The organism is Agrococcus pavilionensis RW1 (genome assembly GCF_000400485.1).
Lineage (GTDB): Bacteria > Actinomycetota > Actinomycetes > Actinomycetales > Microbacteriaceae > Agrococcus > Agrococcus pavilionensis.
The window spans coordinates 67,970-92,820 of sequence record NZ_ASHR01000032.1; the positions used below are offsets into that span (position 1 = coordinate 67,970).

Annotated in this window: 24 protein-coding genes and 1 riboswitch; of the genes, 8 read left to right on the top strand and 16 right to left on the bottom strand. The window is 73.9% G+C overall.

Annotated elements, in window-relative coordinates; translation table 11 throughout:
• Nucleotides 1-8: 8 nt before the first annotated feature.
• Nucleotides 9-632 (bottom strand): ECF transporter S component, encoded by a 624-nt coding sequence (locus L332_RS26595; RefSeq protein ID WP_021011382.1) that lies wholly within the window; start codon nt 630-632, stop codon nt 9-11.
• A gap of 21 nt (nt 633-653) precedes the next feature.
• Nucleotides 654-763: riboswitch (TPP riboswitch) on the bottom strand.
• Between the two features lie 45 nt (nt 764-808).
• On the opposite strand from L332_RS26595, the gene L332_RS26600 reads away from it, so the two are divergent.
• Nucleotides 809-1,570, top strand: coding sequence for an SGNH/GDSL hydrolase family protein (locus L332_RS26600; protein WP_021011383.1), 762 nt, complete (start codon nt 809-811; stop codon nt 1,568-1,570).
• Here the strand turns inward: L332_RS26600 and L332_RS26605 are convergent.
• Entirely contained in the window at nt 1,567-2,421 is an 855-nt protein-coding gene (locus tag L332_RS26605) for a DUF3097 domain-containing protein (RefSeq protein WP_021011384.1), read from the bottom strand. The genes L332_RS26600 and L332_RS26605 overlap by 4 nt on opposite strands.
• Before the next feature lie 28 nt (nt 2,422-2,449).
• Nucleotides 2,450-3,484, bottom strand: a complete 1,035-nt coding sequence (locus L332_RS26610) for an LLM class F420-dependent oxidoreductase (RefSeq protein WP_021011385.1) — start codon at nt 3,482-3,484, stop codon at nt 2,450-2,452.
• A gap of 87 nt (nt 3,485-3,571) precedes the next feature.
• Between L332_RS26610 and L332_RS26615 the strand changes: the two genes are divergently transcribed.
• A complete protein-coding gene (locus L332_RS26615) occupies nt 3,572-4,501 on the top strand; it encodes an LLM class F420-dependent oxidoreductase (protein WP_021011386.1) in 930 nt (309 codons plus the stop codon).
• Between the two features lie 64 nt (nt 4,502-4,565).
• Here L332_RS26615 and L332_RS26620 read toward each other — a convergent pair whose 3' ends face one another.
• The 5 genes from L332_RS26620 to L332_RS29595 all read right to left on the bottom strand — a co-directional run bounded on the left by L332_RS26620 (nt 4,566) and on the right by L332_RS29595 (nt 9,297).
• Nucleotides 4,566-4,838 carry a GlsB/YeaQ/YmgE family stress response membrane protein gene (locus L332_RS26620; protein ID WP_021011387.1) on the bottom strand — a complete coding sequence of 91 codons (273 nt, stop codon included), beginning with the start codon at nt 4,836-4,838 and terminating at the stop codon, nt 4,566-4,568.
• A 116-nt stretch (nt 4,839-4,954) separates the two neighbouring features.
• Nucleotides 4,955-6,466 carry an Asp-tRNA(Asn)/Glu-tRNA(Gln) amidotransferase subunit GatB gene (gene gatB, locus L332_RS26625; protein WP_021011388.1) on the bottom strand — a complete coding sequence of 504 codons (1,512 nt, stop codon included), beginning with the start codon at nt 6,464-6,466 and terminating at the stop codon, nt 4,955-4,957.
• The gene (gene gatA / locus L332_RS26630; protein WP_021011389.1) at nt 6,463-7,992 is read right to left on the bottom strand and encodes an Asp-tRNA(Asn)/Glu-tRNA(Gln) amidotransferase subunit GatA; all 1,530 of its coding nucleotides are present in this window, start codon (nt 7,990-7,992) and stop codon (nt 6,463-6,465) included. The genes gatB and gatA overlap by 4 nt, the downstream gene beginning before the upstream one ends.
• On the bottom strand, nt 7,989-8,288 hold the full coding sequence (gatC, locus tag L332_RS26635) for an Asp-tRNA(Asn)/Glu-tRNA(Gln) amidotransferase subunit GatC (protein WP_021011390.1): 300 nt from the start codon (nt 8,286-8,288) through the stop codon (nt 7,989-7,991). The genes gatA and gatC overlap by 4 nt, the downstream gene beginning before the upstream one ends.
• Before the next feature lie 37 nt (nt 8,289-8,325).
• The gene (locus L332_RS29595) at nt 8,326-9,297 is read right to left on the bottom strand and encodes a YdcF family protein (protein WP_144061091.1); all 972 of its coding nucleotides are present in this window, start codon (nt 9,295-9,297) and stop codon (nt 8,326-8,328) included.
• Nucleotides 9,298-9,362: 65 nt separating this feature from the next.
• On the opposite strand from L332_RS29595, the gene L332_RS26640 reads away from it, so the two are divergent.
• Entirely contained in the window at nt 9,363-10,436 is a 1,074-nt protein-coding gene (locus L332_RS26640) for an Rv2578c family radical SAM protein (RefSeq protein ID WP_021065096.1), read from the top strand.
• On the opposite strand, the gene L332_RS30465 is transcribed toward L332_RS26640, so the two are convergent.
• The 4 genes from L332_RS30465 to ligA form a co-directional block, all read right to left on the bottom strand.
• Nucleotides 10,433-10,603 (bottom strand): hypothetical protein, encoded by a 171-nt coding sequence (locus L332_RS30465; RefSeq protein ID WP_021011393.1) that lies wholly within the window; start codon nt 10,601-10,603, stop codon nt 10,433-10,435. The genes L332_RS26640 and L332_RS30465 overlap by 4 nt on opposite strands.
• Before the next feature lie 372 nt (nt 10,604-10,975).
• A complete protein-coding gene (locus L332_RS26645) occupies nt 10,976-12,127 on the bottom strand; it encodes an AAA family ATPase (RefSeq protein ID WP_021011394.1) in 1,152 nt (383 codons plus the stop codon).
• Nucleotides 12,124-12,630, bottom strand: coding sequence for a mycothiol transferase (locus L332_RS26650; protein WP_021011395.1), 507 nt, complete (start codon nt 12,628-12,630; stop codon nt 12,124-12,126). Before L332_RS26650 ends, L332_RS26645 begins: the two co-directional genes overlap by 4 nt.
• Nucleotides 12,630-15,014 (bottom strand): NAD-dependent DNA ligase LigA, encoded by a 2,385-nt coding sequence (gene ligA / locus L332_RS26655; RefSeq protein ID WP_021011396.1) that lies wholly within the window; start codon nt 15,012-15,014, stop codon nt 12,630-12,632. The genes L332_RS26650 and ligA overlap by 1 nt, the downstream gene beginning before the upstream one ends.
• Nucleotides 15,015-15,156: 142 nt before the next feature.
• On the opposite strand from ligA, the gene L332_RS26660 reads away from it, so the two are divergent.
• Together L332_RS26660 and L332_RS29600 are read left to right on the top strand one after the other, a co-directional pair.
• A complete protein-coding gene (locus L332_RS26660; protein ID WP_021011397.1) occupies nt 15,157-15,567 on the top strand; it encodes a DUF4383 domain-containing protein in 411 nt (136 codons plus the stop codon).
• An 8-nt stretch (nt 15,568-15,575) separates the two neighbouring features.
• Nucleotides 15,576-16,073 carry a hypothetical protein gene (locus L332_RS29600; protein WP_021011398.1) on the top strand — a complete coding sequence of 166 codons (498 nt, stop codon included), beginning with the start codon at nt 15,576-15,578 and terminating at the stop codon, nt 16,071-16,073.
• A gap of 11 nt (nt 16,074-16,084) precedes the next feature.
• On the opposite strand, the gene L332_RS26670 is transcribed toward L332_RS29600, so the two are convergent.
• Both L332_RS26670 and mnmA read right to left on the bottom strand, forming a co-directional pair.
• A complete protein-coding gene (locus L332_RS26670) occupies nt 16,085-16,456 on the bottom strand; it encodes a nuclear transport factor 2 family protein (RefSeq protein ID WP_021011399.1) in 372 nt (123 codons plus the stop codon).
• Nucleotides 16,453-17,577 carry a tRNA 2-thiouridine(34) synthase MnmA gene (gene mnmA, locus L332_RS26675; protein WP_021011400.1) on the bottom strand — a complete coding sequence of 375 codons (1,125 nt, stop codon included), beginning with the start codon at nt 17,575-17,577 and terminating at the stop codon, nt 16,453-16,455. The genes L332_RS26670 and mnmA overlap by 4 nt, the downstream gene beginning before the upstream one ends.
• A 57-nt stretch (nt 17,578-17,634) precedes the next feature.
• Here mnmA and L332_RS26680 point away from each other — a divergent pair, with 57 nt between their 5' ends.
• Together L332_RS26680 and L332_RS0115650 are read left to right on the top strand one after the other, a co-directional pair.
• Nucleotides 17,635-18,405 (top strand): glycosyltransferase family 2 protein, encoded by a 771-nt coding sequence (locus L332_RS26680; RefSeq protein ID WP_021011401.1) that lies wholly within the window; start codon nt 17,635-17,637, stop codon nt 18,403-18,405.
• Nucleotides 18,402-18,995 (top strand): hypothetical protein, encoded by a 594-nt coding sequence (locus tag L332_RS0115650; protein ID WP_021011402.1) that lies wholly within the window; start codon nt 18,402-18,404, stop codon nt 18,993-18,995. Before L332_RS26680 ends, L332_RS0115650 begins: the two co-directional genes overlap by 4 nt.
• Before the next feature lie 11 nt (nt 18,996-19,006).
• Here L332_RS0115650 and L332_RS26685 read toward each other — a convergent pair whose 3' ends face one another.
• Nucleotides 19,007-20,134 (bottom strand): cysteine desulfurase family protein, encoded by a 1,128-nt coding sequence (locus L332_RS26685; RefSeq protein ID WP_021011403.1) that lies wholly within the window; start codon nt 20,132-20,134, stop codon nt 19,007-19,009.
• Nucleotides 20,135-20,154: 20 nt separating this feature from the next.
• Here L332_RS26685 and L332_RS26690 point away from each other — a divergent pair, with 20 nt between their 5' ends.
• Entirely contained in the window at nt 20,155-22,293 is a 2,139-nt protein-coding gene (locus L332_RS26690; RefSeq protein ID WP_021011404.1) for a glycogen debranching protein, read from the top strand.
• On the opposite strand, the gene glgP is transcribed toward L332_RS26690, so the two are convergent.
• Complete coding sequence (glgP, locus tag L332_RS26695) at nt 22,278-24,818, bottom strand: alpha-glucan family phosphorylase (RefSeq protein ID WP_021011405.1); 2,541 nt, start codon at nt 24,816-24,818, stop codon at nt 22,278-22,280. The genes L332_RS26690 and glgP overlap by 16 nt on opposite strands.
• Nucleotides 24,819-24,851 lie beyond the last annotated feature (33 nt).

The window sequence follows — 24,851 nt, forward strand, 5'->3', positions numbered from 1 at the left end:
GGAGCCGGTCACCGGCCGCGCGACCGACCCGACGCGAAGCGGTCGAGCACACCGGTCGCCGCCAGCGCCCGTGTCAGCAGCCAGCCGACCACGCCGGCGAGCAGGGCGCCCGAGACGACGAGGCAGCCGAGGTAGATCATCAGGAACTCGCCGCTCATGGCGAGGTTGCCCGAGATGAACAGCTCGATGGTCCACGCGGCGACGGCGGCGCCGATGCCGGCGAGCATCGCGACGCCGAGGCCGAAGCGTCGGTAGGCGAACAGCAGGAAGATCAGCTCGGCGCCCAGACCCTGCGCGATGCCGGAGTAGACGGTCTCGATCGACCACTGGCTGCCGAGCAGCATCGACACGGTCGCCGCCAGCAGCTCCACGAAGAGCGCCGCGCCCGGCTTGCGGATGATGAGCCCGCCCAGCACGCCGCCGATCAGCCAGATGCCGACGGCGAGGCCGCCGAAGCCGGGTGTGAGCGCGTCCATGACGCTGAACCATGCGTAGCCGACGCTGTTCCAGAGCACGAACAGCAGGCCGGTTGCGACGCCGAGCACGGCGGCGACGACGATGTCGACGACCCGCCAGCGGCCGATGCGGCGGCGCCCGGTCGACGAAGCGGATGCAGTGGATGCAGTGGTCATGAAGTGCCCTTCTCGGTGGAATGGCACGGGTGCGTGTCCTCCCTGCGCTGGCATGATCCAGATCAGGTTTGACGGTCGAAGGCTTCAGCCTTCCTCTCAGCCCGGCGCACCGGACTCCCGTGTCGCCAGCCAGTCTAGCCGGGGCGCCGCGCGGGTGGCGCGCGTAGGCTCGACGGGTGCAGCACATCGGATCCTTCGTGGCCATCGGCGACAGCTTCACCGAGGGCGTGGGCGACGAGCTGCCCGACGGCTCGGTGCGCGGCTGGGCCGACTTCGTCGCCGCGGGCCTCGCGACCGCGCAGGGCGCACCGGTGCGCTACGCGAACCTCGCGATCCGCGGCCGCAAGCTCGGGCAGATCCTGCACGAGCAGCTCGACGCGGCCATCGCGCTGCGCCCCGACGCGATCAGCATCAACGGCGGCGGCAACGACATCCTCCGGCCGAAGGTCTCGATCGACCACGTCGGGGAGCGCCTCGCGGATGCCGCGCACCGCATCGCGGCCGCAGGCATCCGCCCCATCATGCTCTCGGGCGGCAACCCCTCGGGCGTCATGCCCATCGGCGCCGTCATGCAGCGCCGCGGCGATGCGCTCGCGCGCGCCGTCGTCTCGCGCGTCGCCGACCTCGACGCGCCCTACGTCGACAACTGGTCGGACGTCGAGCTGCGGAGCCCCCGCTTCTGGTCGCGCGACCGGCTGCACCTCAACGCCGCCGGGCACGCGCACGTCGCCCGCAACGTGCTGCGCGCGCTCGGGCACCCTGCGCCCGAGTCGTGGCGCGACCTCGCCGCGATCTCGACGGCCGAGGGCCGCCGCGACGTCGCCTACTACCGCGAGTTCGTGCTGCCGTGGCTCGGCCGCCGCTTCACGGGCCGCTCCTCCGGCGACGGGCGCGACCCGAAGCTGCCGGGCTTCGTCGAGGTGCCGCCGATCGCCTAGCCGCCCGAGTGGCCCGTCGTCACGAAGTCGATGAGCTCCTCGACGCGGGCGAGCAGGGCCGGCTCGAGGTCGTTCCAGTCGCGCACGCGGCCGCGGATGCGCTGCCATGCGCGCGCGACGTCCTCCTGGGAGCCGTGCGGCATCCCGAGCCGCTTGAGCGTGCCCTGCTTCCAGCCCTCGCCTCGCGGCACGTCGGGCCAGCGCTCGATGCCGAGCCGCGCGGGCTTGACGGCCTGCCAGATGTCGATGAACGGATGCCCGACGATGCGCACGTGCGCGGCGTGCGGACCGCGCTCGACCGTCTGGGCGATCCGGGTCTCCTTCGAGCCGGGCACGAGGTGGTCGACGAGGATGCCGAGGCGGCGCGTCGCCGTGGGCGCGAACTCCGCGACGATGCCCGCGAGGTCGTCGACGCCGTGCAGCGGCTCGACCACGACGCCCTCGACCCGCAGGTCGTGGCCCCACACCTGCTCGACGAGCTCGGCGTCGTGCGTGCCCTCGACGAGGATCCGGCTCGGGAGCGCCACGCGAGCCTTGAGCCCCTCGACCGCGCGCGAGCCCGACGCCGTGCGGGTCGGCGCGCTCCGCTCGACCGCGGGCGGCACGAGCTCGACCTCGACGCCGTCGACGAGGAAGCCGCGGCCGAGCGGGAAGAGCCGCACCTTGCCGCGCCGGTCCTCGAGCTGCACGTGGCCGGCCTCGATGCCGACGACGGCGCCGACGTAGCCGTCGTGCCGCTCGACGACGAGGTCTCGCTCCGCCGGCACGCGCTTCGGCGGCGCTGGCTTCCTGGCCGCCTTCGCCTCCGGCGAGAGCACGTCGCCGCCCCACGAGTCCCAGTCGATCAGCACTCGATCGATCGTAGAGGCGACCCGGTGGTCAAGCGCGGAGGCTCGCGACCGCCTCGAGGGTGCGGAGGTCGCCCTGCACGAGGATCCGCGTGACGACCGACTCCTCCCAGCGCGCGAGGCCGTCGCGCACGCGCTCGATCGGTCCGACGAGCGCGATCTCGTCGACGAGCCGCGTCGGCACCGCCGCGATGGCCTCGGCCTTGCGCCCGGCGAGGTAGAGCTCCTGCACGCGCACGCACTCCGCCTCGAAGCCGAGCCGCGCGACGGCGTCGAAGTGGAAGTTGGCGCCCTTCGCGCCCATCCCGCCGACGTAGAGCGCGATCATCGGCCGCACGCGGTCGGCCGCGGCCTCGACGTCGTCGTCGACGACGATCGGCACCGGCACCGAGACCTCGAAGCGATCCGCGGGCGGCAGCGCCGCGTCGCGCTTCGCGAAGCCCTCCTCGAGCAGCGCGCGCGACGCCGCGTCCTGCGCGGGCGAGTAGAGGAACGGCAGCCAGCCGTCGGCGATCTCGGCCGCGAGCGCCGTGTTCTTCGGCCCCTCGGCGGCGAGGTGGATGGGGATGTGCTGCCGCAGCGGGTGCAGGGTCGAGATGAGCGGCTTGCCGAGCCCCGTCGTGCCCCCGCCCGTGAGCGGGAGCGGCAGCTGCGGACCGGGCGCCGTGACGGGGGCCTCGCGGGCCATGATGCTGCGCAGGATCGCGACGTACTCGCGCGTGCGGGCGAGCGGCTTCGGGAACGGCTGCCCGTACCAGCCCTCGACGACCTGCGGCCCGCTCACGCCGAGCCCGAGGATGACACGACCGCTCGAGAGGTGGTCGAGCGTCATCGCGGTCATCGCCGTCGAGGCGGCCGTGCGCGCCGAGAGCTGCGCGATGCCCGTCGCGAGCTGCACGCGCGAGGTCGCCGCACCCCACCACGCGAGCGGGGTGAACGCATCCGACCCGTACGCCTCCGAGGTCCAGATCGAGTCGAAGCCGAGCCGCTCCGCCGCCTGCACCGCCTCGAGCGCCCCCGCGGGCGGCGCGGCCTTCCAGTAGCCGAGCATGTAGCCGTAGTCCATGGTGCCCATCCTGCCCACCCGGGCCCCGCGCAACCGACCGGTTGTGCCGGATGCACGAGCGGCGCGCCGCTTCCGTAGGCTCGCTCCATGGACTTCCGCATCTTCACCGAGCCCCAGCAGGGCGCGTCGTACGACGAGCTGCTCGCGGTCGCGCTGCGCACCGAGCAGCTGGGCTTCGACGGCTTCTTCCGCTCCGACCACTACCTCCGCATGGGCGACGGCGACCCGGGCTACGGGCCGACGGATGCGTGGACGACGCTCGCGGGCCTGGCGCGCGACACCGAGCGGGTGCGCCTCGGCACGCTCGTCTCGTCCATCACCTACCGGCTCCCCGGCATCCTCGCCGTGCAGGTCGCGAACGTCGACGCGATGTCGGGCGGCCGCGTCGAGCTCGGCCTCGGCACCGGCTGGTTCGAGCAGGAGCACCGCGCCTTCGGCATCCCCTTCCCCGAGCGCCGCTTCGACCTGCTCGAGGAGCAGCTCGCGATCGTGACGGGCCTGTGGCAGACGCCCGGGGGCGCGCGATTCTCGTTCGACGGCGACCACTACCGCCTCGAGGACTCCCCCGCGCTCCCGAAGCCCGTGCAGGAGCGCATCCCCGTGATCGTCGGCGGGCTGGGCGCGAAGCGCACGCCGCGCCTCGCCGCGCAGTTCGGCGACGAGCACAACCTCTCGTTCCCGCCCCTCGAGCGCATCCGGCCGCTGTTCGCCGCGCTCGATGAGGCGATCGAGCGCGAGGAGCGCGAGCGCCCGGTCGTGCGCTCGGTCGCGCTCGTCGCGTGCGTCGGCGACGACGAGGCGACGTTCCGGCGACGGGCGGATGCGATCGGTCGCGCGCCCGAGGAGCTGCGCGAGCACGGCGTGGCCGGCTCGCGCGCCGAGGTGGAGGACCTGCTCGGCCGCCTCGCCGACGACGGCGTCGAGCGCGTCTACCTGCAGGTGCTCGACATGACCGACCTCGACCACCTGGACGAGCTCGCCTCGTTCGCGGGCGTCGCCGCTCCCGTCGCGGGCTGAGACGCGGCGGCACGCGGAAGGGGGCTGCCCGCAGGCAGCCCCCTTCCGTGCGTCGCGACGGCGGTTATGCCGTGGTGCGACCGCGGTTCTTGGTGATCAGGCCCCAGATGAGGAGCACGATGATCGAGCCGCCGATGGCCAGCAGCCACGTCGACAGGTCCCAGAACTCCTCGATGCCGACGCCGAAGATCATCGAGCCGATCCAGCCGCCGAGCAGCGCGCCGACGACGCCGAGGATCAGCGTGACGATCCAGCCGCCGCCCTGTCGGCCGGGGAGGATCAGCTTGGCGATGGCACCGGCGATGAGGCCGAGGACGATCCAACCGAGAATGCCCATAGTGTGGTCCCTTCTCTCTGCAGCGGTGCAAGGGTTTCACTCCGCCGAGCCCCGCCTGTGCGGAACTGGAGACAACACTCGCGCAGGTTCCTGGAAGGTTCCTGGGCTGTACCTGACTAATCCATAGCCCGCTGAAGGACGATCTCCCGCACTCGAGCGGCGTCGGCCTGGCCGCGCATCGCCTTCATGACGGCGCCGATGACCGCGCCGGCGGCCTGCACCTTGCCGTCGCGGATCTTCTGCAGCACGTCGGGCTGGCTCGCGAGCGCCTCGTCGACCGCCGCGACGAGCGCCGACTCGTCGGTGACGACCTTGAGCCCGCGCGCCTCGACGACCTCCGCGGGAGCGCCCTCGCCGGCGATGACGCCCTCGAGCACCTGCCGCGCGAGCCTGTCGGTCAGCGCGCCCTCGTCGACGAGCGCCTGGAGCTGCGCGACGTGCTCGGGCTCGACGAGGCTCGACGCCTCGACGCCCTGCTCGTTCGCGAGCCGGGCGATCTCGCCCGTCCACCACTTGCGCGCGGCCTGGGGCGTCGCGCCCGCGACGACCGTCGCCTCGACGAGGTGCAGCATGTCGCCGTTCACGACGTCCTGGAACTCGAGGTCGGTGAAGCCCCACTCGGCCTTGAGCCGGCGGCGGTGCGCGACGGGCTGCTCCGGCAGCTGCGAGCGCAGCTCCTCGACGAGCTCGCGGCTCGGCGCGAGCGGCAGCAGGTCGGGCTCGGGGAAGTACCGGTAGTCGTCGGCGTCCGACTTCGGCCGGCCGGGGCTCGTGGCGCCCGTGTCCTCGTGCCAGTGCCGCGTCTCCTGCACGATCGTGCCGCCCGCGGCGAGGATCGCCGCCTGCCGCTGGATCTCGTAGCGCACGGCGCGCTCGACAGAGCGCAGCGAGTTGACGTTCTTGGTCTCGGTGCGGGTGCCGAGCGCCTCCTGGCCGCGCGGGCGCAGGCTCACGTTCGCGTCGCAGCGCAGGTTGCCGCGCTCCATGCGCGCCTCGGAGATGCCGAGCGAGAGCACGATGTCGCGGATCGCCGCGACGTAGCGCTTCGCGATCTCGGGCGCGTCGTGCTCGGCGCCGAAGATGGGCTTCGTGACGATCTCGACGAGCGGCACGCCCGCGCGGTTGTAGTCGACGAGCGAGTACTCGGCGCCCTGGATGCGGCCGGTCGAGCCGCCCACGTGCGTGAGCTTGCCCGCATCCTCCTCCATGTGCGCGCGCTCGATCGGGATCGAGACCTGCCGCCCGTCGGCGAGCTCGATCTCGACGGCGCCCTCGAACGCGATGGGCTCGTCGTACTGCGAGATCTGGTAGTTCTTCGGCGTGTCCGGGTAGAAGTAGTTCTTCCGCGCGAACCGGCACGACTGCGCGATCTCGCAGCCGAGCGCGAGCCCGAGCGAGATGGAGTAGCGCACGGCCTCGGCGTTCACGACCGGCAGGCTGCCGGGCAGACCGAGGCTCAGCGGGTCGACGAGCGTGTTGGGCTCGGCGTCGTGGAAGTCCGGATGCGCGGGGTTGGGCGCGGCGGAGAACATCTTCGTGCGCGTGCCGAGCTCGACGTGCACCTCGAAGCCGAGCACGGGCTCGAAGCGCTCGAGCGCCTCGTCGAAGTCCATCAGCTTGTCCTTCATCGGCCCGCTCCGTCCTGCTCGCGGCCGGTCAGGGCCGGCGCCTTCGTGGTGAGGATGCCGCCCCAGCGCTCGGCGAGGAGCGCCTCGATCGCGGCGCCCGCGCGGTAGAGCCGCTCGTCCTCGAACATCGGCGCGAGCAGCTGCAGCCCGACGGGGAGCCCGTCGTCGCCGAGCCCCATCGGGAGCCCCATGCCCGGGATGCCCGCGAGGTTCGCGGGGATGGTCGTGATGTCGTTGACGTACATCGCGAGCGGGTCGTCGAGCTTCTCGCCGAGCTTGAACGCCGTGGTCGGCGCGGCCGGGCTGATGAGGATGTCGGCCTGCTCGAACGCGGCGTCGAAGTCGCGCTGGATGAGCGTGCGCACCTTCTGCGCCGAGCCGTAGTAGGCGTCGTAGTAGCCGGCGGAGAGCGCATAGGTGCCGAGGATGATGCGCCGCTTGACCTCGGCGCCGAAGCCCGCCTCGCGCGTCGCGGCCATGACGTCCTCGACCGTCTGCCCGGCCTGCTCGACCCGCAGGCCGAAGCGCACGGAGTCGAAGCGCGCGAGGTTGCTCGACGCCTCCGCGGGGAGGATGAGGTAGTACGCGGCGACCGAGTACGCGAACGACGGGCACGAGACCTCGACGACCTCCGCCCCCGCATCCGTCAGCACCCGCACGGTCTCCTGGAAGCGCGCCTGCACGTCGGCGGCGATGCCCTCGGAGTCGAGCTCCTTGACGACGCCGACCCTGAGGCCCGCGAGGTCGCCCCTCGACGCGCCCTCGCGCGCCGCCGCCGCGAACGACGGCCACTCGCGCTCGAGGCTCGTCGAGTCGAGCGGGTCGTGGCCGCCGATGACGTCGTGGATGAGCGCCGAGTCGAGCACGGTGCGCGTCACGGGGCCGACCTGGTCGAGGCTCGAGGCGAGGGCGATCGCGCCGTAGCGGCTCACGCCGCCGTAGGTGGGCTTCATGCCGACCGTGCCCGTGACGGCCGCGGGCTGGCGGATCGAGCCGCCGGTGTCGGAGCCGAGCGCGAACGGCGCCTCGAACGCCGCGACCGCTGCCGCCGAGCCGCCGCCCGAGCCGCCCGGGATGCGCTCGAGGTCCCACGGGTTGCGGGTCGGGCCGTACGCCGAGTGCTCGGTCGACGAGCCCATCGCGAACTCGTCCATGTTGGTCTTGCCGAGCGCGACGAGGCCGGCCTGCTTGAGGCGCGCGACGACGGTCGCGTCGTAGGGCGGGATCCAGCCCTCGAGGATGCGCGAGCCCGCGGTCGAGGGCATGCCGACCGTGCAGAGCACGTCCTTGATCGCGACCGGGGCGCCGGCGAGCTCGTGGAGCTCCTCACCGGCGGCGCGGCGCTCGTCGATCGCCCGCGCCTGCTCGAGCGCGGCCTCGTTGACGTGGAGGAACGCGTGCACGTCGCCGTCGACCTCGGCGATGCGGTCGAGGTGGGCCTGCGTCGCCTCGACCGACGAGACCTCGCCGCTGACGAGCAGCGCCGCGAGCTCGTGGCCCGCGAGGCGCGTGATGTCGGCGGTCACTGCTCCTCCCCCAGGATCGCCGAGACCCGGAAGCGCTCGCCGTCGTGGCTCGGGGCGCCAGCGAAGACCTGCTCGGCCGAGAGCGTCTCGCCGACCTCGTCGGCGCGCATGACGTTCGAGAGCGGCACGGGGTGGCTCGTGGCCGGCACGTCGGGACCGGCGATCTCGCTCACGGTCGCGATCGCGTCGACGATCGCCGACAGCTCGCTCGTGAGGCTCGTCACCTCGTCGTCGGTGAGCGCGATGCGAGCGAGTCCAGCCAGGTGCTGGACGTCCTCGCGAGTGATCTCGGACATGCGTCTCCTCGTCGGCAGCGGGGGTTCGCCCTCGATCCTACGGCTCGACGACGAGCGCCCAGACCGCGAGCGCCTCGATCACGAGGGCCGCCGCGAGGCACCACCGGCGCGCGTCGGCGGCGATCGCGAGCGCCTCGCGCACGATGGCGCCGGGCCGGTACGAGGGGCGGGTCCAGGCACCGACGACGGCGCCGTCGATGCCGAGCGCGGCGAGCAGCCACGCGGTGCGATAGGCGTGGTAGCCGCTCGTGACGACCGCGAGCGGCGCGCGCTCCCCCGTGAGGAAGGGCCGCGAGAGCTCGAGGTTCTCGCGCGTCGAGGTCGACGCCTGCTCGAGGTCGATCGCGCCGGACGGCACGCCGAGCCGCTCGGTGAGGTGCTCGGCCATCGCCGACGCCTCGGTGCGCACCTCGCCGGGCCCCTGGCCGCCGGCGACGACGATGCGGGCGTCGGGCCGGCCGGGCAGCGCTGCGCGCCAGACCTCCGCCCCCCGCTCGACGCGTCGGCGCAGCAGCGGGCCGACCTCGCGTCCCCGGAGCCCCGCGCCGAGGATGAGCACGGCGCCGGGCGGCTCGTGCAGCGGCGCGCGCGCGTGCAGCAGCATCGCGCCGACGAGCACCGCGAAGCCGAGGCCCGCCGCCCAGAGCGGCGATGCGAGCAGCAGCGCGGCGCGCGCGAGCGCCGGCTCGATCCCGACCGCGGCGACGATGCCGGCGCCGAGCAGCAGCATGCCGGCTCCGAGCGCCGCGATGAGCCGGTCGAAGAGCCGCACGCGCACGAGCCGCGTGAGCACGAGGCCGTGCCACGCCGAAGCGCCGCCGAGCGTGGTGGTCGCGACCACCGCGGCGACGACGACGGTGCTCCAGAGCGGCTCGCGAGCGTCGGCGTCGAGCCAGCGCGCGACCGGCGCAGCCACGAGGACGCCGGCGATCGCGACGATCGCGATCACGACCGCACCGGAGACGATCGCGGGAGCCAGCACGCGCATCCGCCCCCGCACCGCCGTCACGCTGCGACACTAACCGGGCGGCGCGCCGCTTGCGGCGAGATCGAACGTGTGTTCGAATGGCGGCCATGCGATGGGAGACGCAAGCCGCGACGCACGTCGACGACGACGCGCTGCCGGGCCTCGAGGAGCGCTCGAGCGTGCTCGAGTCATGGCCGACTCCGGGGTTCGACGGCATGTCGTTCCTCGAGATCACGGCGAAGAGCGCGCTCAACCACGTCGCGGGCGACGGCTTCATGGGCGGCGCGTGGACGATCAACCCCTACCGCGGCTGCCAGCACGCGTGCCGCTACTGCTTCGCGCGCAACACGCACACCTACCTCGACCTCGACGCGGGCGCCGACTTCGACTCCCGCATCGTCGTGAAGGCCAATCTCGTCGACGTGCTCGAGCGCGAGCTCGCGGGGCCGCGCCGCGACGTCGACGCCGTGCAGCTCGGCACCAACACCGACCCCTACCAGCGCGCCGAGGGCCGCTACCGGCTCATGCCCGGCGTGCTGCGCGCGCTCGCGCGGCACGGCGCCTCGATCTCGATCCTCACGAAGGGCACGCTCCTGCGGCGCGACCTGCCGCTGCTGCAGTCGATCGCGCGCGACGTGCCAGTCTCGATCGCGATGTCGATCGCGATCTTCGACGACGAGCTGCAGCAGGAGGTCGAGCCCGGCACGCCGACGACGCGCTCCCGGCTCGAGACCGTGCGCGCGGTGCGCGAGGCGGGGCTCGACTGCGCGGTCTTCGCGATGCCGATCCTCCCCGGCCTCACCGACACGCGCGAGCACCTCGAGCGCGCGTTCGCGGCGATCGCCGAGGCGGGCGCGACGAGCGCGATCGCGAGCGCCCTGCACCTGCGACCCGGCGCGCGCGAGTGGTACCTGGAGTGGCTCCGCGCCGAGCATCCCGAGCTGCTGCCGCTCTACGACCGGGTCTACCGAGACGCGCGCGGCCGCTTCGGCTCCTACGCGCACCCCGACTACCGCTCGTGGCTGCGTGACCGCATCCGCCCGCTGCAGCGCCGCTATGGGCTCGGCCGCACCGTCGTCGCCCCCGGCACCGGCATCTCGGCCGTCGCGCCGAGCAACCGCGCGAAGCAGCTGCCGAGCACGTCGGGCGAGCCGATGCTCGCGGCGGCGACGCTCTTCTAGGCGCCAGTCCCCTCGACGCTCGTGACGAAGGCGCGGATGCGCTCCGCGCAGTCGGGGTGATCGGCGACGGCGTGGCCGTGCCCGACGAGCACCTCGTGGGCGGCGCCGAGCTCGACGAGCGCCGCCGCGACCTCCTCGTACTCGGCGTTCCAGCCGCCCGTGAGCACGAGCGTGCGGGTGCGCGCGAGCGCGGCCGGGTCGACGGGATGCCGCCAGGCGCGCCGTGCACTCTCGCGCGGCGGGCGGAGCGCAGCTCCTCGGGCGAGCGCGCGGCGCCGATGTCGTCGCCGGTCAGGGCGAGCATGGGCGCGCTCGAACGACTCGTCCGAGGGGCTCGCGTCCCGGTAGACCGGCTCGACCCGCTCGATCGCGGCGGCGCACGCGGACCGGTCGCGCGACCTGGTAGAGGGCCGGCTCGATGAGCACGAGCGACCGGAACGGCACGAGGGAACGCCGCGGCCTGCAGCGGGCACGCCGCGGCGCCCGCGCGGCCCGCGCCGTGCGCGAGTGGAGCGCGGGGCCCTCACCGGATCGGGCGCTCATCGCGCCGGCCAGCGCCAGGCGGGCACGTCGAGCGGACCTTCGCGGCCGGCGACGAGCGTCTCGCCGTGCTCCTTCTCGAGCTCGATCCGGAGGCCTGCGAGCGCATCGGCGAGCTGCTGCTGATGCGTGACGACGATGATCTGCGTGCGCTCAGCCGCGCGGCGGATGAGGGCGGCGAGCGGCGCGACGAGCTCGACGTGGAGGCTGCGCTCGGGCTCGTTGAGGACGATGAGCCCGGGCTGCTCGACCGAGGTGAGCGCCGCGACGAGCAGCAGGAACTGCAGCGTGCCGTCCGAGAGCTCGGCAGCCGAGAGCGTGCGCAGCACGCCCTGCTGCCGCAGCGCGGGCGTCATGCGACCGTCGGCGGCGACGATCTCGAGCTCCGCGCCGTCGAACGCGTCGGCGATCGCGCGGGCGATCCCGTCGCCGAGACCCGCCTCGATCGAGGTGCGCAGCACCGCCGCGACGTTCGCGCCGTCGTCGTCGAGGCGGGGGCTGCGCGTGCCGATCTGGGGCTGGCGCGCGGGCGCGCCCGCATCGGTGCGGAACGCGTCGTGGAACCGCCACGAGGCCATAGCGCGCCGCACGCCCGCGATCTCGGGCGCATCCGCCGCCCCCTGGTGCTCGTCGAGCACCGACGCCCACGGCGCCATGCTGCGGCTGAGCTCGCGCCAGCCGCCGTCGGCCTGCACCCGGGCGAGCGGGCCGGATCGCTCGACGAGCACGGCGGCCGGGCGCGGCTCGAGGCCCGCGAAGACGTGCTCCTGCTTGATGACGGGGTCGCGATCGAACATGCTCGCGGCCGCGACCGGGATCCCGAGGTCGATCGCATAGCCGAGCCCGTCCGCCGAGCCGAACCCGAGCCGCAGCGCGATGGGTCCCGACCGCACGAGCCCCTGCGTCGGGGCGCCCTCCCGCACCGCGCGCGAGATGCGCTCCGGCCCCGCCCAGCGCACGGCATCCATGCCCCCGTCAGCGGCGAGCTCGCCGACCGCCTGCGCGCGCCCGGCGGCGGCGAGCAGGCGCAGCGCGCGGTAGAGGCTCGACTTGCCCGTACCGTTGCGCCCGGTCACGACCGTGAGCGGCGCGAGGTCGACGACGAGCGAGCGGATCGAGCGGTAGCCCTCGATCGCAAGCCGGTCGATCACGCGCCGAGCTGCCCGCGCGCGTAGCCCGCTTGGCCGACGTGCTGCACGCCGTCGTCGACGATGCTCACGAGCCGCACGCCGAGCGTCACCGGCGGGTCGAAGGATGCGTCGACGACGCGGTCGAGGTCGGCCTCGGTGAGCGTGGCGAGATGCGCGCGGGTCGCCTCGACGACCGCGTCGAGGTACTCGAGGAGCGCCTCGGCCGACTCGGGCCGCACGGAGCGGACGTCGTCGGGGCCGTGCCCGTAGCCGGTGTCGTCCGGGTCGGGCGCGCGGCCGAAGCGCGCTGCCCAGTCGCCCGCGAGATAGACCTGCTCGGCGCCGGTGAGGGCCGCGACCTGCGCGTCCTGGCCGCGCCCGATGTGCCACGCGAGCCAGCCGATCGGGTTGGCGCCTTCGGTCGGCGCCGCGACGAGCTGCGCGGGCGAGAGCCCCTCGACCGCGCGCCGGAGCCCGTCGGGAATGCGTGAGAGCGCCTCGGTCAGCACGCCGACCGCATCCATCAGGACTCCTCCGTCGGGCCGAGCGCATCGGGGCCCTCGGTGACGAGCACGTGGAACTGCGCGGCATCGATGATGCGCACGCCGAGCGACTCGGCCTTCGCGAGCTTCGAACCGGCGCCGGGACCTGCGGCGACGAAGTCGGTCTTCTTCGAGACGCTCGAGGCGGCCTTGCCGCCCGCTGCCATGATCGCCTCCTCGGCGCCCTCGCGCGTGTAGCCCTCGAGCGAACCGGTCGCGACGACCGTGAGGCCCGCGAGCACGCCGCCGTGCTCGGCGGCCGCGCCGGGGCCCGGGTGCCCGGGGATCGCGAAGCGCACGCCCGCCGCCCGCCAGGCGTCGACGATCTCGCGGTGCCAGTCCACCGCGAGCCACTCGACGACCGCGTCGGCGATGATGGGGCCGACCCCCTCGACCTCGGCGAGCTCGGCGGGGCTCGCGGCCTCGATCGCCTCGAGCGAGCCGAACCAGCCGGCGAGCGCTCGCGCCGCGACAGGGCCGACGTGGCGGATGTTGAGCGAGACGAGCTGGCGCCAGAGGTCCTTCGTCTTCGCCCGCTCGAGCTCGGCGAGGAGCGTCTCGGCCTGCTTCGACGGGTACGCGACCTCGACCTTCGTGATGCCCGCCTTCCGCCGCTCGGCGGGCGTCATCGACTCGGCCCCCGCCGGGTACTCGCGGCGGACGACCTGGAAGGGGCGGCGCACGACCGGCTCGCCGTCGTCGTCGAGCTTCGGCTGCCCTGTCTCGGCGTCGCGCACGACGACCTCGATCGGCACGAGCTGCTCGAGGGTGAGCGCGAACAGGCCCGCCTCGGTCGGCAGCGGCGGCTCGGCCGGCACGCGCGGCTGCGTGAGCGCCGCGGCGGTGACCTCGCCGAGCGCCTCGATGTCGAGCGCACCGCGGCTGCCGATGTGCTCGACCCTGCCACGCACCTGCGCGGGGCAGTCCTTCGCGTTCGGGCAGCGGAGGTCGATGTCGCCCTCCTTCATCGGCCGCAGGGTCGTGCCGCACTCGGGGCAGCCCTCGGGCATGACGAACTCGCGCTCCGTGCCGTCGCGCAGCTCGACGACGGGGCCGAGCACCTCGGGGATCACGTCGCCGGCCTTCCGCAGCACGACGGTGTCGCCGATGAGCACGCCCTTGACGCGCACGACGTCCTGGTTGTGGAGCGTCGCCTGCCGCACGACCGAGCCCGCGACCTGCACGGGCGCCATGTTGGCGTAGGGCGTCGCCCGCCCGGTGCGGCCGACGCTCACGACGATGTCGAGCAGCTTCGTGTGCACCTCCTCCGGCGGGTACTTGTAGGCGATCGCCCAGCGCGGCGCGCGGCTCGTGATCCCGAGCTCGGCGTGGAGCGAGAGCTCGTCGACCTTCACGACGATGCCGTCGAGCTGGTGCTCGATCGAGTGCCGCTGCTCGCCGAAGCGCTCGACGTAGCCGACGACCTCGTCGACGCTCGCGAGCACCTCGACGTGCGGGCTCGTCGGCAGCCCCCACGACTCGAGCAGGCCGTAGACCTCGCTCTGCGCCCGCACGGGCGGATCGCCCCACGCGCCGAAGCCGTGCACGTACATCGAGAGCGCCTCGATGCGCGCCTCGCCCGCCTCGCGCTCGAGCCCGGTCTTCTTCTCGAGCTGCTGCCGCAGGCCGCCGGAGGCGGCGTTGCGGGGGTTCGCGAACGCGGGGAAGCGCTTCGCGGCGCGATCGGCGGCGCGCTCCTCGTCGAAGTCGCCGCGGCTCGCCGCCGATCGCTTCTCCCACTTCGCGCGGTCCTCGGCGATCGAGCGCTCGCGCAGCTCGGCCTGCAGCGCGTTGAGCCGCTCGAACGCGGCGACGGGAATGAAGACCTCGCCGCGCACCTCGACGAGCTCGGGGTGGTCGTCGCCCGCGAGCCGCTCCGGGATGCCGGCCACCCGCAGCGCGTTCGTCGTCACGACCTCGCCGACGCGACCGTCGCCGCGCGTCGCGGCCGAGGTGAGCCTGCCGCGCTCGTAGCGCAGCGCGATCGCGAGCCCGTCGATCTTGAGCTCGGTGAGCCACGCGACCTCGCGGCCGGCGGCGGCCTCGGTCTTGGCGCACCACTCGCGCAGCTCGTCGATCGAGAAGACGTTGTCGAGGCTCAGCATGCGCTCGCGGTGCTCGATCGTGGGGAGCCCGCTCGTCGTGCCGCCCTGCACCGACTGGGTGGGCGAGTCCTGGCTCTGCAGCTCGGGGTGCTCGCGCTCGAGCGCGTCGAGCTCGCGGACGAGCGCGTCGTACTCGGCGTCGGACATGATCGACGCGTCGCGGTCGTAGTAGGCGGCGCTCGCCTCCTCGATCCGCGCCCGCAGCTCCTGCGCGCGGGCGTTCGCGTCGCTCAGAGCGACCTCTCCTCCAGTTCCCACCATGCGCCCATTGTGCACGCCGCGTCCGACAGCGATCCTGACGACGTCCGGGCAATCCGGCCGGGCTCGGGCTCCGAACCCACCACGACCGGCGCCCGCCACCGAGGTGGGCTCGACGCCACCGGCCGGACCTCAAGGAGGAGCCATGTCCCGCTCACCGAACCGCCTCGTCGCCACGATCTTCGGCGCCGTCTACCTGCTCGTCGGCCTCCTGGGCCTCTTCGTCGCCGGCACGAACGTCGTCGGCGAGGAGGGAGCCCTGCTGCTCGGCGTCTTCCAGGTCAACCACCTCCACAACATCGTCCACCTCGCGATCGGCGCGGCGCTCCTGCTCGCGGGACTCCGCAGCACGCCCGCGGCGAAGCGCGTGAACGTCATCGTCGGCGCGGTCTACCTGCTCGTCGGCATCGTCGGCTTCTTCATCGTCGACACGCCGGCGAACATCCTCGCCCTCAACACGCCCGATCACTTCCTCCACCTCGGCTCGGCGATCGTGCTGCTCGGCGTGGGCCTCGCCCTCGACCGCGACGCGGCTCCGCGCCGCGCGGCCGTCTAGGCGCGACGGTGGCGTCGCTGACGCAGCTCTGCGGCGCCATCGCCGCGCTCGGGGCGGCGCTCATCGCTCTCGCGGTGGGGGCCGCCGCTCCGCTGTGGCTCGCCGTGCCGCTCCTCGCAGCCGGCGCCGGCCAAGCGGTCGTCTCGGTGCTCGCGCTCCGCGGCGCGCGGCTCCCGCTCGCGGCCGTCGCCGCTCCGCTGCTGCTCCCGACCCTCGCGTGGCTCGCGACGCTGCTCGTCGTGCGCGATGCCGCCGCGACCCTGCCGCTCGGGCCGATGCTCGCCGAGTCGGCGCTCGCGCTCACCGCCGCCGGCCTGCTCGCGCGACGACCGCGCACGGACGACGCCCCGGGGCCGATCGCGGCGCTGCTCGTCCTCGTCGGCGCCGCAGTCGTCGTCGCTCCCGTCGCGACGATCGCGCTCACCGGCACGCACGCGGGCGCCTTCGCGCAGCCGCACGGCGAGCACGGCGCCGTGCTCGAGGTCGAGGAGCACGTCGGGCACTAGCCCGAGCTCGCTCAGCCCTCGACGGGACCGGCGAGCGTCTGCTGGTAGAGCGCGAGCCGCCACTCGCCGTCGACGCGCACGTACGCGCTCGACATGCGGGCGACGAAGTCGGTGCCGTCGCGCCGCGCGACGCCGGTGTAGACGAGCGCAGCCGACTCCGCGCCGAGGGTGACGATGCGCGGCTCGCGGATCTCGAACGTCGCCCACGGCGGCGCCTGCCCGAGCGAGGCGACGACCGCTGCGCGGTCGAGCACCGATCCGTCGACGAGCACCATCAGGCCGTCGTCGGTCATGAGGCGGCCGTAGAACCCATCGCCCGACGACTCGCACAGCGAGCGCCAGCCGGCGCGCTCGAGCTCGAGCAGCTCGTCGAGCACGCTCACGCCGCGTCCGCCTCGGCGAGACGCTCGGCAGCGTCCGCCGCCACCGTGCGGTCGATCGTCACCTGCCCCAGCACGCGCGTGCCCTCGTAGAGCACCGCCGACTGCCCGGTCGCGACGCCCGAGAGCGGCTCGGCCGGATCGATGACGAGCTCGTCGCCGACCATCCGCGCGCGAGCCGGCGCGGGGTCGGCGTGGGCGCGGATCTGCACCTCGACGTCGAGGCCGTCGGCGAGCTGCGGATGCGGTGCGCCGGCGTGCGAGATCCGGGTGCCGGCGAGGCGCACGACCGCGAGCGCCTCCTTCGGGCCGACGACGAGCTGCCGCGACTGCGGCTTGACCTCGAGCACGAAGCGCGGGCGGCCGTCGGGCGAGGGCACGCCGAGCGACATGCCGCGCCGCTGGCCGACTGTGTAGCCGTGCACGCCCTCGTGCGAGCCGACGACGCGACCCTCGCGATCGACGATCTCGCCCGGCTCGGCGCCGAGCCGCTCGGCGAGGAAGCCGCGCATGTCGCCGTCGGGGATGAAGCAGATGTCGTGGCTGTCGGGCTTCTGCGCGAGCAGGAACCCGCGCTCGGCCGCCTCGGCTCGCACCGCCGCCTTCGTCGGGGTGTCGGCGAGCGGGAACCAGCAGCGCTCGAGCTGCGCGCCTGTGAGGACCCCGAGCACGTACGACTGGTCCTTCGCCCAGTCCGCCGCGCGGTGCAGCTCGGGTCCGCGCTCGGTGTGCTCGACGCGCGCGTAGTGGCCCGTGACGACGCGGTCGAAGCCGAGCCCGATCGCGCGGTCGAGGAGCGCCTCGAACTTGATCTTCTCGTTGCAGCGCAAGCACGGGTTGGGCGTGCGGCCCGCGGCGTACTCGTCGACGAAGTCCTGCACGACGTCGTCGTGGAAGCGCTCCGAGAAGTCCCACACGTAGAAGGGGATGCCGAGCCGGTCGGCGACGCGACGCGCATCCATCGCGTCCTCGACGGTGCAGCAGCCGCGGCTGCCCGTGCGGAGCGTGCCGGGCATGCGGCTGAGCGCGAGGTGCACGCCGACGACCTCGTGCCCGGCGTCGACGGCGCGCGCGGCAGCGACGGCGGAGTCGACCCCGCCGGACATCGCGGCCAGCACCTTCATCCCGACAAGGCTATCGAGCACCAGCGATCTCGTGGCCGGAGGTGCCAGGCTGTCAGCGTGACCGCTGCGCCGCTCACGATCTCGGTCGTGATCCCCGTGCTCGACGACGAGCGCGCGCTCGCGCGCTGCCTCGAGCGGTTCGCCGCGCAGTCGGTCGCGCCGCTCGAGGTGGTCGTGGTCGACAACGGCAGCGCCGACGGCTCGGCCGACGTCGCGCGCGCCGCGGGCGCGCGCGTCGTGGAGGAGCCGGTGCGCGGCATCCCCGCGGCGGCGGCAGCGGGCTACGACGCGGCGGTCGGCGACGTCATCGCGCGCTGCGATGCCGACTCGGTCGTGCCGCCCGACTGGGTCGAGCGCATCCGGGACGCCTTCGCCGCCGATCCCGCGCTCGAGGGCCTCACCGGGCCCGGCCGATTCATCGACCTGCCGCGCCCGTGGCGCGGTGTCGCGAGCGTCGCCTACGCCGTCGGCACGTTCGGCGCGAGCGGCGCGGCGATCGCGAACGTGCCGCTGTGGGGCTCGAACATGGCGCTGCGCCGCACCGCGTGGGCGGCGGTCTCGGCGGAGGTGGAGCGGCTCGACGCAAGCGTGCACGACGACCTCGACCTCACGATGCGGCTCGGCCCGCGCGCCCGGCTGCGCTTCGAGCCGCGGCTGCAGGTCGGCGCCGAGGGGCGCATGTTCCACAGCCGGGATGCCGCTCGCCGACGCGTCGCGATGGCGATGCGCACCTTCCGCCGCAACTGGGCGATCGACGGCTCGGCGGGCCGCCGCTGGCTGCACCGCGTCTCGGGCCGCGGGCTGCTCGTCGGGGAGGCGCAGCGATGAGCTGGCTCGAGGGGCAGGACCGCTGGCTGGCGACCGACTGGCTGCGCGTCGCGATCGCCGTCTCGGTGCCGGCCGCCTACCTCGTCGCGGGCGGACCGGCGGCCGCCGCGATGCTGCTCGCGCTCGGCGGCACGATGGCGCTGCGCTTCGCGCGCATGAGCGTGCCCGCCGACGTCGTCGGGCAAGCGGTGCTCGGCGGCTCCGCCTGGTTCGCGGCGATCGGCGCGTACCAGGTCGTGCCGGGCCTCGACCTCGCGGCGCACCTCGCGAGCGGCGCCGTGCTCGCGCTGCTGACGCGCACGATCCTGCTGCGCACGGGGCTGCTGCCCGCGGAGCCAGGCGGCCGGGCGGCCCGCGTGCTCCACGTCACGACGGCGGTCGCGATGCTCGGCCTGCTGTGGGAGCTCGGCGAGTGGGCCGGCCACGCGCTCATCACGCCCGACATCGGCGTCGGCTACGAGGACACGCTCACCGACCTCGTCGCCGACGCGATCGGCGCCCTCATCACCGTGCTCGCGGTCGAGGCGGGTGAGCGGCGCGAGCGCGGCCGGGCGACCGCCGACCCCGCCGGCGAGCTGCGCGAGCGCTGACCCGCGCGCCCTCAGCCGAGCGACCGCGCGCGCTCGATCGCGCCGGGGAGCGCCGCGAGCAGCGCGTCGACCTCGGCCGCCGTCGTCGTGCGGCCGAGCGAGAGCCGCAGCGGCGCCGCGCCCTCGACGCCGCACGCGCGCACGACGTGCGACTCGCGAGCGACGCCCGCCGAGCACGCCGAGCCGTTCGAGACGGCGAAGCCCGCCTCGTCGAGCAGGAACTGCAGCGCCTCGCCGCTCGCGCCCTCGACGACGAGGTGGGCGATGTGCGGCAGCCGCGCCTCGGCCGTGAGGATGCGCACACCCGGCAGGCTCGCGGCGGTCGAGCGGATGCGGTCGGTCATGGCCGAGAGGCGCGTCGCCTCCGCGTCGAGCTCGGCGAGCGCCTCCTCCGCGGCGAGCGCGAAGAGCGAGGCGCCGAGCGCGTCCTGCGTGCCGGAGCGCAGGCCGCGCTGCTGCCCGCCGCCGTGGTGGAGCGCCTCGATCCGCACGTCGCGGCCGACGACGAGCGCGCCGACGCCGTGCGGGCCGCCGATCTTGTGGCTCGCGACGCTCATGAGCGATGCGCCGGAGTCCACGAACCGCAGCGGCACGTGCCCGAAGGCGCCCACGGCGTCGAGGTGGAGGGGCACGCCCGCGCGCGCCGACGCATCCGCCGCCTCGCGCACGGGCTGGAGCGAGCCGACCTCGTTGCTCGCGACGAGCATCGTCGCGACCGCGGCGCCGCCCTGCTCGAGCGCCGGGCGGAAGGCGTCGAGGTCGGTCACCGCCTGCTCGTCGACGCGCACCCAGCGCACGGGCGCGCCGTGCGCCTCGAGCCACGCGACGGCGTCGAGCGTCGCGTGGTGCTCGGCGACGGGCACGACGATCGCGCCTGCGGCCCCGGCGTCGCGAGCCGCCCACCACGCGCCCTTGAGCGCGAGGTTGATCGACTCGGTGCCGCCGGAGGTGAGCACGACCTCGGTCGGGTGGCACCCGAGGGCGATCGCGAGGCGCTCGCGCGCCTCCTCGAGCACCGCCCGGGCGCGCTGGCCCTCGCGGTGCGTCGACGCGGGGTTCGCGAGCGGCGCCGCCGTCGCGAGCGCCTGCCGCACCGACTCGCGCATCGGCGTCGAGGCCGCGTGATCGAACTGGTGCACGCTCCCCTACCCTAGAGCGCGTGAGTGCGGGCGACGAGCGGGTGCGGGGCATCGCGCCCACCGCGATCGGCCACCGGCTCACCGTCTGGTCGCGCCACGCGACGGCGATGGAGCTGCGGGTGTTCGACGCGGGCGACCCCGACTGGCTGCTGCACTCGCTGCCGATGGAGCACGTCGGCGACGAGTTCACGATCGACACCGAGCTGCTGCAGGTCGGCACGCCGTACGCGATCGGCGTGGAGGGGCCGGTGGGGCCGGGGCACGCCTTCGATCCGGCGCGGAACGCCATCCCGCCGCACGCGCGCGGCATCGTGCGCACGCCCCACGGCCAGCACCGCGCGACGGTCACCGACGACGCCTTCGACTGGGGCGACGCCCCGCGGCCGCGCGTCCGCCGCGACCGGCAGGTGATCTACGAGGCGCACGTCAAGGGCATGACGAAGCTCAGCCCCCACATGCCGCCCGAGCTCCGCGGCACCTACGCGGGCCTCGCGCATCCGTCGACCATCCGGTACCTGCAGGAGCTCGGCGTCACGACCGTGCAGCTGCTGCCGATCCACCTGTTCGTCTCAGAGCAGCGCCTGATCCGCCAGGGCAGGGTCAACCACTGGGGCTACAACTCGCTCAGCTGGTTCGCGCCGCACAGCGCCTACGCCTCGCGGCAAGCGCAGTTCGACGGCACGGGCGGCGTGCTGCGCGAGGTCAAGGGCATGGTGCGCCTGCTGCACGAGGCGGGGCTGCAGGTCTTCCTCGACGTCGTCTACAACCACACGTCGGAGGAGGGCGCCGACGGCCCGCCGTCGAGCCTGCGGCTCATCGACAACGCGTCGTACTACCGCCTCGACGACGAAGGACGGCCCATCGACTGGACCGGCTGCGGCAACACCCTCGACGCCTCCGAGCCCGCCGCGCAGGAGCTCGTGCTCGACTCGCTGCGCTACTGGCACCGCGAGATGCAGATCGACGGCTTCCGCTTCGACCTCGCGGTCACGCTCGGGCGGGGCACCGACGGCGCCTTCGACCCTCGGCATCCGCTGCTGCAGCGCATCCTCGCCGACCCCGCGCTCTCGGGGGCGACGATGATCGCCGAGCCGTGGGACATCGGCCCCGACGGCTGGCAGACCGGCCGCTTCCCCACCGGCTTCTCGGAGTGGAACGACCGCTTCCGCGACACCGCCCGGCAGTTCTGGCTCAGCGACTACCGCTCCTTCCGGCAGGGCGGCGACGGCGCGACGGGCGTCGGCCCGCTCGCGCACGCCGTCTCGGGCTCGGAGGGCCTGTTCGCCTCCGAGCGCGGACCCGTCGAGAGCGTCAGCTTCATCACCGCGCACGACGGGTTCACGCTCGCCGACCTCGTGCGCTACGACCGCAAGCACAACGAGGCCAACGGCGAGGACGGCCGCGACGGCGCCGACGACAACCGCTCCTTCAACCACGGCGTCGAGGGGCCGAGCGACGACATCGGCATCGAGCTCGACCGCCGGAAGTCGATGCGCAACCTGCTCGGCACGCTGCTCGTCTCGGCCGGCCTCCCGATGCTCACGATGGGCGACGAGATCGCGCGCACTCAGCGCGGCAACAACAACGCCTACAACCAGGACTCGGCCCTGACGTGGATGCGGTGGGAGCTCGAGGACTGGCAGGTCGCGTTCCTCGAGCAGACGAAGCGCCTGGTGCGGCTGCGGCGCGAGCACCCGGCGCTGCGGCCCCGCGAGTACGGCCAGGGCGGCCAGCGCGTCGCGGGGGCCTCGCGCCTCGACTGGTACAACGCCGACGGCCTGCACATGACGATCGACGACTGGGACCACTCCCACGACCGCACGATGCAGATGCTCGCCGAGTCGACGTCGGTCGACGAGCCCTACTCGCGCGTGCTCGTCGTCTTCCACGGCTCGCCGCGCGAGCGGATCGTCGTCGTGCCGGAGGCCGACGGCGCGACCGGCTTCGAGCTGCTGTGGGACTCGGCGCTCGACGGCGCGGGCGACGAGCTCGTCGCGCCGGGCGGCGAGATCTCGATCACGCCGATGAGCCTCCGCGTCTACGCCGTGCACGGGATGCCCGCGGCCGGAGCGCCGGAGCCGACGGTCGCGCGCTACCGCACGCCGCCGTCGGCCCCGACGACCGAGCAGGGCTCCCCGAGCGGTCAGCCCTTCGCGTAGGCGACGAGGCCGAGCTCGACCTCGGAGTCGAGCAACGGGTGCTGCGGCACGACGCGCACGGTGTAGCCGAAGGTGCCGGCGACCGGGAGCTGCACCTGCACCTCGAAGCGGTGCGCGTCGCCCTCGACCGCGATGGGCTCGAGCGCGTAGCGGCGCGTGCTGCGCAGCTCCCCCTCCTCGGTGATCCTGCCGGCGACGACCTCGACCTTGACGTCCGACTCCGCGATGCCGTCGAGCGCGACGTAGGCGCGCACGAGCACGGTGTCGCCGATGATCGGGGGTGTGTCGACCCCCTCGACCTCGACGTGGCGCACCTCGATGCGCCCGAACGACTCCCGCATCCGCCCCGTGAACGCCGCGAGCTCGCGCCCCGCCCGGTGGCCGTCGGCCGTCGCGAGCGCCGAGGCGCGCGCCGCCGGCGCGTAGAGCCGCGAGACGTACTCGGCGAGCATCCGCTCGGCCGAGAGCTCGGGGCTCAGGGTCGCGAGCGTGTGCCGGATCGACTCGATCCACGCGGTCGGCAGGCCGCGCTCGTCGCGCTCGTAGAAGCGCGGCGCGACCTGGTGCTCGATGATCTCGTAGAGCGCGTTGGCCTCGAACGCGTCGCGCTGCGCCGCATCCATCTGCTCGTGCGCCGACGGGATCGCCCAGCCGTTCTTGCCGTCGAAGTACTCGTCCCACCAGCCGTCGAGGATCGACAGGTTGAGCGAGCCGTTGAGCGCCGCCTTCATGCCCGACGTGCCGCACGCCTCGAGCGGCCGCAGCGGGTTGTTGAGCCACACGTCGCAGCCCGGGTAGAGCGACTTCGCCATCGAGATGTCGTAGTTCTCGAGGAAGACGATGCGGCCGCGCACCTCGGGCTCCTGCGAGAAGCGCACGAGCTCCTGGATGAGGCCCTTGCCAGCCTCGTCGGCCGGGTGCGACTTGCCCGCGATGATGAGCTGCACGGGGCGCTCGGGGTGCGTGAGCAGCGCCCGCAGGCGGTCGCGGTCGTGGAGCATGAGCGTGAGCCGCTTGTAGGTCGGCACGCGGCGCGCGAACCCGATCGTCAGCACGTCGGGGTCGAGCATCGCGTCGATCCAGCGCGGGGCGACGCCCTCGTTGCGCTCGTGCTTGACGCGCGTGCGGGCGCGCGCATCCTCGATCGTCTGCCGGCGCATCTCGTTGCGCGCCGCCCAGATCGTCTCGTCCGAGACGGCGTCGGAGGCCCAGTCGCAGCGCGTCGTGTCGAGCGTGCCGAGCTCGCGCTCGGCGAGGTGCTTGAGCACGGGCGAGGTCCAGGTGGATGCGTGCACGCCGTTGGTCACGGACGTGATCGGCAGCTCGTCGGTGTCGAAGCCGGGCCAGCGGTCCTGGAACATCGATCGGCTCACGGCGCCGTGGAGCTTCGAGACGCCGTTCGCGCGCTGCGCGATCGAGAAGCCGAGCTGCGCCATGTTGAAGATGTTCGGGTCGCTCTCGCGGCCGAGCGCGAGCACGCGGTCGACGTCGATGCCGGGCACGAGCTCGCCCGTGAGGTGGCTGCGCACGAGCTCGACGTCGAAGCGGTCGATGCCCGCGGGCACGGGCGTGTGGGTCGTGAAGACCGTGCCGGCGCGCACGACCGCGAGCGCCTCGTCGAAGCCGAGGCCCTCGCGCGAGATGAGCTGCGACATGCGCTCGACGCCGAGGAAGCCGGCGTGGCCCTCGTTCGAGTGGAAGACGCCCGGCCGCGGCGCGCCCGTGAGCTCGCTGTAGACGTCGAGGGCGCGCACGCCGCCGATGCCGAGCAGCAGCTCCTGCTGCAGCCGGTGCTCGCCGCCGCCGCCGTAGAGCCGGTCGGCGACGCCGCGCAGGTCGTCGTCGTTCTCGTGGATGTTCGTGTCGAGCAGGAGGAGCGGCACGCGGCCGATCGTGGCCTGCCAGATGCGCGCGTGGAGCGTGCGGCCGCCGGGGAGCGCGATCGACACGGTCGCGTGCTCGCCGTCGGGGCGCCGCAGGATGGTGAGCGGCAGGCCGTCGGGATCGAGCACGGGGTAGGCCTCCTGCTGCCAGCCCTCGCGCGAGATCGCCTGCTTGAAGTAGCCGGCCTGGTAGAAGAGGCCGACGCCGACGATCGGCACCCCGAGGTCGCTCGCGGCCTTGAGGTGGTCGCCCGCGAGGATGCCGAGGCCGCCGGAGTACTGCGGCAGCGCGCTCGTGATGCCGAACTCGGGCGAGAAGTACGCGATCGACTCGGGCACGTCCTCGAGCGACTGGTACCAGCGCGCTTGCGACAGGTAGTCGTCGAGCTCGTCGGCGAGCGCGTCGACGCGGGCGACGAAGGCGTCGTCGGCGGCGAGCTGGCCCAGCCGCTCGGTGCCGACCCAGCCCAGCAGCTGCAGCGGGTCGTGCCCGGTCGCGCGCCAGCCCTCGAGCGAGATCTCGCGGAAGAGCTCGCGGGTCGGCTCGTGCCACGACCAGCGCAGGTTCGAGGCCAGCTGCTCGAGGCGGCGCAGGCGCTCGGGGAGGGACGTGCGGACGGTGAACTTGCGAATCGCTCTCACGAGTCCAGAGCCTAGTCGGCGACTGTCCGCGCG